Origin of the sequence: Arcobacter vandammei (assembly GCF_016106035.1) — a bacterium.
In the GTDB taxonomy this organism is placed as follows: domain Bacteria; phylum Campylobacterota; class Campylobacteria; order Campylobacterales; family Arcobacteraceae; genus Aliarcobacter; species Aliarcobacter vandammei.
Map to the genome: position 1 here is coordinate 58,752 of NZ_JADKPZ010000006.1, position 13,263 is coordinate 72,014.

A 13,263-nucleotide genomic window follows, 5' to 3' on the forward strand; every position below is an offset into this window, starting at 1 on the left:
AAGATTGTATCAAATTTTTTCTAATAACTTTATAATCTTCGATACTTTCAAGCTTTTCCAAGCTTCTAACTTATAAATTGTTAAGGCTTCATTTTCATAAATAAATTTAGATAAATTCTTTGATTTATCTTTTAAATATATAGATTTATTGTATCTATAATATTTACTTAAAGTTTCAAAATTATCTTCAACAAAAAATGTAATTGTTGGTATCATAAAAGCATCACTTATATGAAATGCTGAAGTATTTGTTGTAATAATTTTATCCATAGAAGAGATAATATAGATAAAATCATTTATACTTCTTGACTCTTTTGATAAATCAAGTAGATTATCTCCTTTTATTTTTGGGTCTATATGCAAAGTCGTAACAATAGTATAATCTTCAAGTTTTAATAATAAATCTTTTAATAAATCACTAGCTATTGTTTGAGGAATAGACTTATTTATATTTGCACTATATGGATGAAAGAGTAAAAGTTTGCCTCTTTTTTTTGCTTCAGAAATCTTATTTTGCAAGTTTTTATCTATATTAAAATGCTCTGTATCTAAAGAGTTATATTTTTCTTGAGCATCTATTTTTTTGTAATCAATTCCAAATTTATATAGCCAAGCATCAACATAATTCAAATCTAAAAGTTTTGTGAAATCTACACTATTATCTATAAAATAGTCATATTCACTTAACTGCTTTGTATTTAATCCCAAAGGTAGTATATCGTTTAAATATCCTTGAGTTTTATAAATATCTTTATCTCTTGTAAAATAACTATTATTTGAAGCACTAATATAAATATCTATTTTCACACTTTTAAACATTTCACTAAGTTTTTGATGCAAAATTCTTAAAGCAGTGCAAGATGCAATAGTTTTTCCAATTCCAGATGACATTCCACCAATAATTGCAATTTTTATATTATCTTTATTTAGATATTTAACTTGTTTGTATAAATCAACAGGAGTTAAATCAATAAACTCTTCAGCCCTTTGATTTCTATCTTTATCAAATTCAAACTTTGTAGAAACTCCAAGCTCTATTGGAAAATCTTTTCCTTGTCTTACATTCTCTTCATTTAAAATTTTTGTAAAATATTTACTTCCATCTATTCTTGCAAAAACACCATTTAAATCACTATAATCATCAAAAGTTGAAATATAAACAGTCTCATTTGGTAAACTAGCAGGTGCTTTAAATCTAAAATATTTTACTAAAGTTCCATCTGTTGTTTTAATATTTATATTATTTGTTACCCTAAAAAATATCATATTTTATTCTATATTCTCTTCTATATTTTTTACTCTAAACATTGTTAAATATGGCAATTTACAAGGTAGTTTAATTTTATTTACATTTCCACTATGTACACTTTCAAGCTCTTTATTTGTATCTGTTAATATTTTTTTGAAATTTATATAATAAAGCCCATCATCACCTAAAAAAAGTTTTCCTATCTCATTATCACAAGGCTCTAAAATAGTATTGTGTGGAGTAAAAATCTCTATATCTTCATTTGGATAAACTTTGTATTTACATAAAAAGTGATTTTCATCTTCTGTTACAAGTCCCGTTACTTCGTAAGATCCTTTGCTTAGTGCATAATCGTGGTTTTGTGAATCAGTTTTTTCAAATGGTCTATGAACTAAATAAGCATCTGTAAAACCTCTATTTTTTGTAGTATGAAGTTCTTTTTGATATTTATCTGCATCAAATTTATCACTAAAATAGTCATCTATTGCTTCTCTATAAGCTTTTGCTGTAACTGCTGCATAGTATGGAGATTTTGTTCTTCCTTCAATTTTTAGACTATCAACTGCTCCACTATCCAAAATCTCTTTTATATGAGATGCTAAGTTCATATCTTTTGAGTTAAAAATATATGTTCCAACACCTGGGTCTTCTTCAAGTCTAAACAAGCTTCCATGTTCATCATTTCCAGCATATAAAGTATATTCAAATCTGCAATCATTTGCACAAGAGCCTCTATTTGGAACTCTTCCCATTTGTACAGCACTTATTAAACATCTTCCAGAGTAAGCAAAACACATAGAGCCGTGTACAAAAATCTCTATTTCCATATCAGGTAAGTGTTTTTTAATCTCTACAACATCTTTTAAAGATATTTCTCTTGCTACAACTATTCTTTTTACTCCCATATCCCAAAAAACTTGGGCATCAAGGTAGTTTAAAACATTTGCTTGAGTTGATAAGTGAATATCAATTTGTGGTGCTAGTTCTCTACAAAGTCTTACAACTCCAGGGGCTGCAACTATAAATGCATCTGGTTTTAACTCAGCCATAGCTAAAATATGTTTTTTTAATAATTCAATTTGAGAGTTAAAAGGGAAACCATTTATTGTGGCATATACTTTTTTCCCTCTTTCGTGAGCATAATCAATACCTTCTTTAAAAGTTTCAAATGTAAACTCTTTTCCAGCTCGAATTCTTAAACTAAAATGGCTAACACCACCATATACAGCATCTGCTCCATATTTTATAGCAATTTTTAACTTCTCTAAATTTCCAGCAGGGCTAAGCAACTCAACTTTTTGCTTACTCATATAAAATTCCTTTGATTATTTTTAATAATTATTTAATTTAAATTTAAGTGGAGATTATATCTATTTTTTAATAAATATTTAGTTTTTGGATAGTTTAATAAGCTAATGAAAGAGCTTAAAAGCTCTCCCATTCATCATCTTTTGTTTGAGATACTACTTTTTTTATAGTAGCTTCTTTTACTTTTATTTCAGGTTTTACTTCACTAACAATATTTTGTTTAGAAATCTTATTTGTTGTGTTTACCTCAAATATATTATCTTTTTTCAATTGGTCTAAAGATTTAAATACCTCAAAAGTTGCTCTATCTAACTCTTTTGATAAACTATTTAATAATTCGTTATTTACAACTTCTTTGCAATCTTCATTAATATATGTTTGAACACTATTATGAACACTATCATGATTTAATTTTAAATTCTTCCAATTTTGCGTTTTTGTAAATGGATTAGCTTTCGCCTCTTGCTCAACTATCCATTTTCCTAAATCACAATCTGTTGGTTTTGTAACAACCCAAGGAGTTTTAGTTTGCCCAACTTTATCAAAGTTTACAAGCTTAAATCTAATATGATCATTTTTTAGTTTTGAAACTCTAAATACTAAATCAATATCCTCTATCTCTTTAGGACTAAACTCTTTAAATTTTGCTCTATCAGCAATTTTTAGAAGATTTGTAGATAAATTTGCAACTTCACTTGCTAAATCGCTAATAACTGTTGCAGAGTTCGCATTTACTTGAGTTGCTTTATCTAAAACATTTATTGTGTCATTGATTTGGATAATTCCCTTTTCTTCCTCTTTACTTCCTTGAGATACATCTTCTATTAAAACTATTGTATCATTGATTTTTGAGTTTAAAGTAGAATATCCATTTATCATCTCATTTGCAATATCTTTTCCTTCATTTGCTTTTGAAGTTGCAATTTCAACTATATTTTTAATATCTTTTGCAGCTTCAGCACTTCTACTTGCTAGATTTCTTACCTCTTGAGCAACAACAGCAAATCCTTTTCCTGCTTCTCCAGCTGTTGCTGCTTCAACAGCTGCATTTAGACTTAAAATATTTGTTTGGAATGCAATTTGGTCAATTATACTTATTGCCTCATTTATTGATTTAACTTGTTTATCTATCTCTTCCATTGCTTGATTTGTTTTAGTTGCAAGAGCCTCTCCATCTTTTGATGATTGTTGAAGATGTTTTGCTAAAACTGACATTTGAGAAGTTTTTTGAACACTTGATTTTACAATAGAAGTAATCTCTTCAATTGCTGCTGCTGTCTCTTCAAGTGAAGCTGCTTGTTCATTTGCTGAAGATGATAATCTATTTGCAGCTTGAGAAAGAGTATTTGTATCACTACTTAATTGTCTTCCGCTTCCAATAATCATAGATAAGAACTCACTTACAGTAACACCAATTAACTGTGTACTAGCAGCCAAAGAAGAGATAATTCCATTTACTTTTGTTGTATCAATTTTTGAATCACTAATTGCAAAATTAGAATTTCCATACTCAATTAAAATATTATTTAATCCTACTAAATTTTGATTTGTTTTTTCAATCATTGTATTAATAGAATCTCTTAATTTTTTAATTTGTGGATTTGAAGATGTAGCTTCAACTTTGTAAACATAGAAACCATTTATTACTTTTTCTATTACCTCTTCCACATTTGAAATAACTTTTGCATCTTCAATATATCCCTCTTTTAAAGAAGCTATATATTGGTTAAAGCTATCAACAACTTCACCAATCTCATCATTTGATTTTTTCTCTATATGATCAGTTGAAGAATCACCGTCTTTTATTCTTACTATCGCCTCATTTAAATCCTCTAAAGGTTTAATTAAAGTTCGTTTTATAAAAATATTATAGATTATTGAAGCAATTAAAATAGAGACAAAAGTAAAAATTGCAATACTAAAGATTATTTTATTTATCTCACTGTTTGTATTCTCTTCCATTGAAGCAATTTGTTCTTCAATATCATCAACATAAGCACCTGTTCCAATTATCCAATCCCAAGGACCAAATCTTTGAACATAAGAGAATTTCTCTTTTGGGTCATTTGGTTTATTTGGTTTATCCCAAAAATATTTTACAAGCCCACCTTCAGCTTTTTCGTTAGAGATTTTTGACATCTCTACAAAAAGTTTTGTTCCATAAGGATCTGCATAAGTTGATAAATCTGTTCCATTTAATTTTGAGTTAGTAGGATGCATAATCATTTTTGGGTGAGAATCATTTATCCAAAAATAGTCATTATTTGCATATCTCATCTCTGATATAGTTTTTAATGCCTCTTCTTGTATTTTTGCTGTTAAATTATCAACATATTCTCCAGTTCCAATTACCCAATTATAAGGTTTAAAAAGTTTTACAAAAGATGCTTTTTCTTGAGGTTGTTCAAAACCTGGTTTTGGCCAAACATAATCAACAAAACCCTCTTTATCTTTTTTAGCAATATCTGCAAATTCTTTAAAAATCTGTTTTCCATTTGGGTCTTTATATGAATACATATTTTGATTATTTAACTTTGGATTTATAGGGTGGATTAAAACAACAGCATCAAAGTCATTTATCCAGAAATATCCACTCTGTCCATATCTTGTAGCATTTACAATAGACTTTAATCTATCTTTTAAAGCCTCTTCAGAAAGTGAATTTTTATTTCTTTCATATTCAGATTCTAAAATAGAAAATAAAAAATTTGTCTGTTTTAGAAGCTCTTCTCTCACTTCAATTTTTAATTTATCACTTGAAGTTCTTGAGTGATAAGCTTCAACTGTTTTTACAGCTAAAGAAACATAATTTTTAAGCTCTTGCTCTTTTTTTGCATAAGCCTCTTTTTTGTAGTTTTCAATACTTTCATTTGAAAAACTCTTAATAGAATAAATAGCATCTATTGCAACAGCAAAAGAGATTACTATTATTGTTATAAATGAAAGAATTAAAACTTTTAGTTTTAATGACATATTTTTAAACATCGTCTCTCCAGTTTTTTAGGTCGAAATCATTATACCGAAAAAAATGAAAAAGAGTTTTTTTATTGTTATTTTAAAAGGTTTTTTGCAAACTCAATAGCCTCATTTGTTACACTTTCACCACTAATCATTCTAGCAATTTCAGTTATTTTTTCATTATTATTTAATAATCTAACTATAGAAACTCCATCTTTCTTATCCACTAAGAAGTGTTGATTTGCACTACTTGTCAATTGTGGTTGATGTGAAATTGCAAAAATTTGATAATTTTTACTAAGAGTTATTAGAACTTTTGATATAGCATCACTCTCTTTACCACTTAAATTTGCATCAATTTCATCTAAAAATAGAACTCCATTTTCACCAATATCAAATTCACTAATTGCACTTAAAAGTGCTAATCTTAATCTATTATATTCTCCTGAACTAATAGTATTTAAAGATACTTGATTTAACTCAAAATGAACTTCATCAATACCAAAACTATCCAAAGTTTTATTATTTAGCTCTATTTTTGCATTATTCAAATACAAAAATTTTAAATAGTGATTTATTCTATCTTCCAATAAAATCAAACTATTTTGCCTAAAAGTTGAGATATTTTTTGCTAAATCATTTATCTCATCTTCCAAAATTTTATACTCTTTTTCAAGTTTTGTTTTAGAAAAAGAGATATTCATATAAGATTCTAACTCTTTTTTCTTCTCTTCTTTATATTCTAAAGCCTCTTTTATAGAACCAAATCTTTTTTGTAGAGCTGAAATTTTCTCGATTCTATTTAAAACTTCTTCAATATTTATATCTTCTAACTCACTTAAACTATCACTTGATTTCTCAAAAACATTATTAAGTTCATTCATAGCTTCATCAAAAAAAGAGCTATCAACTTCTAAAAGATTAAGTAAATCATTTACACTACTATTTAGCTCAAAAATTGCACTTGCTTTATTTATTGCTTTCTCTATTTTCTCTTTTTTTGCCAAAGATTTTTTTATAGAATTTAATCTTTCATACTCATCCTCTTTTGGATCAATCTCCTCTATCTTTGCTATTTCAAATCGTGCAAACTCTTTTAAATCTTCTATCTTTTTTTCATCTTCATAAAGTTTTTCTAACTCTTTTCTTATATTTGAAAACTCTTTATATTTACTATCAAAACTATATTTTAACTCTTTAAATTCTATAGAGTTTTTAGTAGATAATCTATCTAAAAACCCTATTATTTTTTGGCTTTCAAAATCACTAGTATCTTTTAAATTTAGTTGTTTTATCAACTTTGAAGAGATATTTTGAAGATTTTTCTTTGAAATTACTTGATTATTTAAAAAATATCTAGCTTTCTCCTTTTTGATATTTTTAATTATTAAATCATCATTTATAGATATTCCATAGGCTTCATCTTCAAAACTACTATTTGAGAACTCCAACTCACTTAATTCACTTTTTACATCATTAAAAGCAAATAAAGATAAAATCTCTTGCATTAAAATTGATTTTCCAGCACCAGAAGGTCCACTAAAAATATTTAAACCTTTTCCAAACTCCAAATTTACTTCTTCAAAGCTTAGGCAATTTTTTATGTAAACTCTATTTATCAAACTAATTTCCCCATCTTAATTTTTCACTTAAAACTTCAAAAAAATCTCTACTACTTCTATGAAGCATTTTTGATTTTTTTGTAGCAATTTTGATTTTTATAACTTCATCTTTATTCATATCATAAAGTTCTTGTCCATCAACAATTACAACTGCTCCACTATCTTTTGTAACTTTAAACTCTATTTCAAACTCAGCAGGAACAACAATTGGTCTTTGAGTGAGTGAATGTGGAGCTATTGGTGTTAATATAAATGCATTTGTAAGTGGATAAACAATAGGACCTCCAACAGATAAATTATAAGCAGTTGAACCACTTGGAGTTGAAACTATCAAACCATCACCAAAATATGTATTGAAGGCTTTTTTATCTATTTTTGCTCTAACTTCTAGCATACTTGATAAGTTTTTTCTTGAAATTACAATATCATTAAAAGCTATAAATTTTCTATCTTTTATTTGACCTTCAATTATCATCCTAGGATTTATTTTATAATCATCTTTGATTAAATCTTCTATAAATTCTGGTAACTCTTCCATACTCAAATCTGTTAAAAAACCTAAAGTTCCTAAATTTATTCCAAGTACAGGTAAATCATATTTAAAAGCTTTTCTTGCAAGTCCTAAAAGTGTTCCATCTCCACCAACACTTATTAAAAAATCAACTTTTTTACATAATATATCAAAATCAACTCCATCTTGACCTATCATCTGAGCAGAATCTTCTTCAAGTATTAATTTAATATTTTTTTCTAAAAATAGCCTCTCTATTTTTAAATAATCATCTTTTAATTCTGGACTTTGTGGTTTAAGAACTACACCAATATTCTCAATTTTATCTAAGTGTTTACAGCTTCTCTCTAATCTCAATTTTCTAGCCTAATTTTTTGTTTGAATGGTAGCAATTTCAAACTTATATGAGAGTAAATTGCTATTTTCATAATTTTTTTAAAATATCTTTCAAATTTAAAGAGTCTAAACTCATCTTTGAAAAGGCAAACCACTTTTTGCCCAAATCTTTAAGACTTGCTCCAATATGATAAATCTCTTTTTTATCAATAATTATAAATCTATCGTGGCTTTGTTTAAAAGTTTTTAGAGTGATATTTGTATATTGTTTAGAGTATTTCTCAAAATCCAGCTTTAGTTGTTTTGATATATTATTTGTATAAATAATAAAATTTATATTTGTATATTTTGAAAACAATGTAAAAACAGTATCATCAATATAATTATCTACTAAAATTATTTCTTTTTGTGCCAGTTTTAGCAAATCATTTATAAAGGAGTAAGAATCATATATTTGTCCGTCAAAAAAAATATTCTTATTAAATTCTAAAGTATTATCTTTTACAAGAGAGTTAAATTTATCCATTTGAATTTTTAAAATATTTACATCTTTTTCTAAATTTACAAATCTCTCATTTCTAATTTTATCACTATTTATCACATAGCCATTTTGAATATAATTTTTCAAAATGATTGTTGCCCATTGTCGAAATTTTGTAGCTGTAACTGAATTTACTCTATATCAAACCGAGATTATTACATCAAGATTATAGTGTTCAACTTCCCTTTTCCCTTCTTTCTGAACTACTCGAATTTTTCGAGTAGTTGGATTTTTTTGCAACTCTTTTTGCTTATAAATATTTTGAATATGGTAAGTAATTGTATGTGCTTCAATCTTAAAAAGTTCTGCTAACTGCTTCCCCATCATTATAAACTACTAGATTTGATAAATTTTCCATTTATTAGCCTCAAATATGAAAAATATTTAAAATCTTATCATAAAAAAAGAAATTTGATTAGAAATATTGCATTTTGTAATACTTTTGTGGGATTAATGCTTTTTAGTTTATTGTTCTTGTTCTAAGTTTTTCTTTTACTACTGCTTCATCTACATATTTTCCATATCTAACATCATCACAAAAGCTTTTAAATCTCTTTTTTCTTATTCATCTTTAAATAGATTTCCCGTTTTTTGTATTAATATATCAAAATGGAATAGTTGTAATCAAAGCTATATATATCTTTGCTTAAGCTGAAAGAAATTATTACTAAAAAAGATAGTGTAAATTTAAATAAAAAAGATAAATTAAGTATAAATTTAAAAAGCAATAAAAAAAGGAGTATGCTTTCGCACACTCCCTTTTAGAAAAAAAATTTAGATATTATCCATTTCTTTTTTTCATAATCTCTTCAGAAACATTTCTTGGAACTTCTTGGTATGAATCAAAAAGCATAGAGTATGTTGCTCTACCTTGAGACATAGATCTTAAATCTGTAGAGTATCCAAACATTTCAGATAATGGAATCATAGCAGTAACAAGTTTGATACCTGCTCTGTCATCCATAGAATTAACTTGACCTCTTCTTTTGTTACAATCTCCAATAACATCTCCCATATAATCTTCAGGAGTTTCGATTTCAACTTTCATAATTGGCTCAAGTAAAACTGCACCAGCAGCTGCACTTCTACAACCTTGTTTGAATCCCATAGAAGCAGCAAGTTTAAATGCCATTTCAGATGAATCCACTTCGTGGTAGCTTCCGTCATATAGTGTAACTTCAATATCAACCATTGGATAACCTGCAAGAATTCCACCTTGCATTGCTTCAGAACAACCTTTTTCAACTGCAGGAACATACTCTTTTGGTACAACCCCACCTTTAATTTCGTTGTTGAATTTAAATGTTGGTTCACTTCCAGCAGCCATTGGTTTAATCTCTAAGTAAACGTGACCATATTGTCCTTTACCTCCAGATTGTTTTGCATATTTGTACTCTTGCTTAACAGCATTTCTAATAGTTTCTCTATATGCAACTTGAGGAGCACCTACTTCAGCTTCAACTTTGAACTCTCTTTTCATTCTATCTACAAGAATTTCAAGGTGTAATTCACCCATTCCTGAAATGATAGTTTGTCCAGTTTCTTCATCTGTATTTACTCTAAATGATGGATCTTCTTCAGCTAATTTTCCTAAAGCAATACCCATTTTTTCTTGGTCAGCTTTAGTTTTTGGCTCAACAGCAACAGAAATAACTGGATCTGGGAAATCCATTCTTTCTAGGATTACTGGATCTTTTTCACTTGCAAGAGTATCACCTGTAATTGTATCTTTAAGACCAACAACAGCTCCAATTTCTCCAGCATATAACTCTTTAACTTCTTCTCTTGAGTTAGCATGCATTTTAAGTAATCTTCCGATTCTCTCTTTTTTATTTTTTGTAGAGTTAAGTACATAAGTTCCTGATTCTAAGATACCTCTATAAACTCTAGTAAAAGTTAATTGTCCAACAAATGGGTCAGTCATGATTTTAAATGCAAGAGCAGCTACTTCACCTTTATCAGTTGAAGGAACAACAACAGCATCACCATCTTGAGTTTCACCTTTAATATCAGCAACTTCTGTTGGAGCTGGTAAATACATAGCAACAGCATCAAGTAATGGTTGAATACCTTTGTTTTTAAATGATGTTCCACAAACCATTGGAGTAACTTCCATTGCTAAACATCTTTTTTTCATTCCAGCAACAATCTCTTCTTCAGTTAATTCTTCACCACCAAGATATTTATCCATTAACTCTTCACTTGACTCAGCGGCAGCTTCAACAAGTTTTTCTCTATATTCAGCTGCAGTATCAGCTAAATCAGCAGGAATATCTTCTATTTTATACATCTCTCCAGCTTGTGCATCAAGAGTATAAGTATAAGCTTTCATTTTTACTAAATCAACCATTCCTCTAAATTGGTCTTCTGCACCAATTGGAATTTGAAGTGGAACTGGATTTGCTTTTAATCTATCTCTTACTTGGTTCATAACATTAAAGAAGTTTGCACCTGTTCTATCCATTTTATTTACATAGATAATTCTTGGAACTCCATATTTATTTGCTTGTCTCCAAACAGTTTCAGATTGTGGTTGAACTCCTCCAACTGAACAAAATACTGCTACAGCACCATCAAGAACCCTCATTGATCTCTCAACTTCAATAGTAAAGTCAACGTGACCTGGAGTGTCGATGATATTTATTTGTAATTGCTCATTTGTTTTTGGGTGGTTCCAGAAACAAGTAGTAGCTGCTGAAGTAATTGTAATACCTCTTTCTTGCTCTTGCTCCATCCAGTCCATAGTTGCAGTACCTTCGTGAGTTTCACCAATTTTATGTGAAATTCCTGTATAGAATAAAATTCTTTCAGTACTTGTTGTTTTTCCAGCATCAATGTGAGCTGCAATACCAATATTTCTAACTCTATTTAAAGGTACTTTTCTTGCCATAATTGTTTCCTACCATCTGTAGTGTGCAAATGCTTTATTAGCCTCTGCCATTCTATGTACATCTTCTTTTTTCTTAAAAGAAGCTCCTCTTTCGTTTGCCGCTTCGAATAGCTCATTTGCTAATCTTTCGATCATTGTTCTTTCATTTCTTTTTCTTGAAGCATCAATTAACCATCTTAAAGCTAAAGTTTGTCTTCTTACAGCTCTTACTTCAACAGGAACTTGGTATGTAGCTCCTCCAACTCTTCTAGATCTTACTTCTAAAAGTGGTTTAACATTTTCAATTGCTTGTTCAAAAAGTTCAATACCTTTTGCTTCACCTCTTTTATCAAGGTTATCAATTGCACCATAAAGGATTTTTTCAGCAACTGATTTTTTACCATCTAACATAATTGCATTTACAAATTTTGTGATCACTTTACTATTGTAGATAGGATCAGCCATAATTTCTCTAACTGGAGCTTTTCTTCTTCTCATTTTCTATCCTTCTACTTATTTTTTTGCCGCTTTTGGTCTTTTTGTACCATATTTAGATCTAGATACAGTTCTGTTATTAACTCCAACTGAATCTAAAGCACCTCTTACGATGTGGTATTTAACCCCAGGTAAATCCTTAACTCTTCCCCCTCTTACCAACACAATTGAGTGTTCTTGTAAGTTGTGACCTTCTCCACCAATATATGAAATAACTTCAAATCCAGTAGTTAATCTAACTTTTGCAACTTTTCTTAAAGCCGAGTTAGGTTTTTTTGGAGTTGTTGTATATACTCTTGTACATACCCCTCTTCTTTGTGGGCATTTTTTTAATGCAGGTGATTTTGATGTTTCAATCACTTTTTTTCGCTCTTTTCTAATAAGCTGGTTAATAGTAGGCATTTCTTTCCTTTATAAAATTTGGTTTGAGTAGCTATAGCCCTACTCATGCTTCTCGTAATCTTCAAAATTTTTTGAAGCGATACTACCATTCTAGGAAACGATTTAGTGTTTTCTAAAAAAGTTTTGCATTATATCTAAATAGCTTTAAACTTTGCTTTATATACTTTTTATTAAAATCAAATAAAAAATGGAAAGAAAATGACAAGTTTAAACTATAAAACTTTTGGATATGGAGAAAAAAAGCTACTCTTTTTACATGAACTTTTTGGAGATTGTACAAATTATGAAGCTTGTTTAAAATATTTTGATGAGAAACAATTTACAATATATTTAGTTGATTTAAGAGGTTATGGAGAGTCCAAAAATATTTTAGGAAAATATAGTTTAGATGAAGCAATAACTGATTTACAAAATTTAATATCATCTTTAAATTTATATAGTCTTACTTTACTTGCTCACTCTATGTCCACTATGATTGCTCAAAATTTAGCTTCAAAAGATAAAAGAGTAGAAAAACTTATTTTAGTCTCACCAATAAGCTATAAAGGTGTAAAAAGCACACAAAAGGCAAAAGAAAATTTACTAAATCAAATGGCAAAAGATAATCAAAAAATAGAAGAAGTTGTGGAGCAATCAAGTAAAAGATATAATCAAATATGGAAAAACTATCGTATAAATTTAGCTACAAACTGCTCAATTAATGAAGCAAGGCTAGGTTATATGAGTATGTATCTAAATGTAGATTTTGAAAATCCAAATAATATAAATCTTGATATTCCTATTAAAATCATAACAGGAAAGCACGATTTCCCAGTATTTTCTAAAAATGAAGTTGAAAAATATTTCAAATCCTTTTCAAATGTTGAGATAGTAGAGTTTGAAGAAGCTGGACACTATGCTATGCTTGAGTGCCCTATTCTTTTTGCTTCACAAATTGAAGCTTGGAATTAAACTCTAATTTTAATCTTTTTT

10 protein-coding genes are annotated in these 13,263 nt (G+C 28.4%); 1 reads left to right on the forward strand and 9 read right to left on the reverse strand.

The window, feature by feature from the left end; translation table 11 throughout:
• Nucleotides 1–9: 9 nt before the first annotated feature.
• The 9 genes from IQC44_RS04625 to rpsL all read right to left on the reverse strand — a co-directional run bounded on the left by IQC44_RS04625 (nucleotide 10) and on the right by rpsL (nucleotide 12,291).
• Complete coding sequence (locus tag IQC44_RS04625; protein WP_198305187.1) at nucleotides 10–1,266, reverse strand: hypothetical protein; 1,257 nt, start codon at nucleotides 1,264–1,266, stop codon at nucleotides 10–12.
• A gap of 3 nt (nucleotides 1,267–1,269) precedes the next feature.
• Nucleotides 1,270–2,559, reverse strand: coding sequence for a peptidase U32 family protein (locus IQC44_RS04630; RefSeq protein ID WP_198305188.1), 1,290 nt, complete (start codon nucleotides 2,557–2,559; stop codon nucleotides 1,270–1,272).
• Nucleotides 2,560–2,674: 115 nt separating this feature from the next.
• Entirely contained in the window at nucleotides 2,675–5,542 is a 2,868-nt protein-coding gene (locus IQC44_RS04635) for a methyl-accepting chemotaxis protein (RefSeq protein WP_198305189.1), read from the reverse strand.
• Nucleotides 5,543–5,607: 65 nt separating this feature from the next.
• Nucleotides 5,608–7,137, reverse strand: a complete 1,530-nt coding sequence (locus IQC44_RS04640) for an AAA family ATPase (RefSeq protein WP_198305190.1) — start codon at nucleotides 7,135–7,137, stop codon at nucleotides 5,608–5,610.
• Nucleotide 7,138: 1 nt separating this feature from the next.
• Nucleotides 7,139–8,005, reverse strand: coding sequence for an NAD(+)/NADH kinase (locus IQC44_RS04645; RefSeq protein WP_198305191.1), 867 nt, complete (start codon nucleotides 8,003–8,005; stop codon nucleotides 7,139–7,141).
• A 67-nt stretch (nucleotides 8,006–8,072) separates the two neighbouring features.
• Nucleotides 8,073–8,612 (reverse strand): hypothetical protein, encoded by a 540-nt coding sequence (locus IQC44_RS04650; RefSeq protein ID WP_230403142.1) that lies wholly within the window; start codon nucleotides 8,610–8,612, stop codon nucleotides 8,073–8,075.
• 694 nt (nucleotides 8,613–9,306) lie between these two features.
• The gene (gene fusA, locus IQC44_RS04655) at nucleotides 9,307–11,415 is read right to left on the reverse strand and encodes an elongation factor G (protein WP_198305192.1); all 2,109 of its coding nucleotides are present in this window, start codon (nucleotides 11,413–11,415) and stop codon (nucleotides 9,307–9,309) included.
• A 9-nt stretch (nucleotides 11,416–11,424) separates the two neighbouring features.
• The gene (gene rpsG / locus IQC44_RS04660; RefSeq protein WP_198305193.1) at nucleotides 11,425–11,892 is read right to left on the reverse strand and encodes a 30S ribosomal protein S7; all 468 of its coding nucleotides are present in this window, start codon (nucleotides 11,890–11,892) and stop codon (nucleotides 11,425–11,427) included.
• Between the two features lie 15 nt (nucleotides 11,893–11,907).
• On the reverse strand, nucleotides 11,908–12,291 hold the full coding sequence (gene rpsL / locus IQC44_RS04665; RefSeq protein WP_198305194.1) for a 30S ribosomal protein S12: 384 nt from the start codon (nucleotides 12,289–12,291) through the stop codon (nucleotides 11,908–11,910).
• A 198-nt stretch (nucleotides 12,292–12,489) separates the two neighbouring features.
• On the opposite strand from rpsL, the gene IQC44_RS04670 reads away from it, so the two are divergent.
• Nucleotides 12,490–13,242, forward strand: a complete 753-nt coding sequence (locus IQC44_RS04670) for an alpha/beta fold hydrolase (protein WP_198305195.1) — start codon at nucleotides 12,490–12,492, stop codon at nucleotides 13,240–13,242.
• The last annotated feature ends 21 nt before the right edge of the window (nucleotides 13,243–13,263 follow it).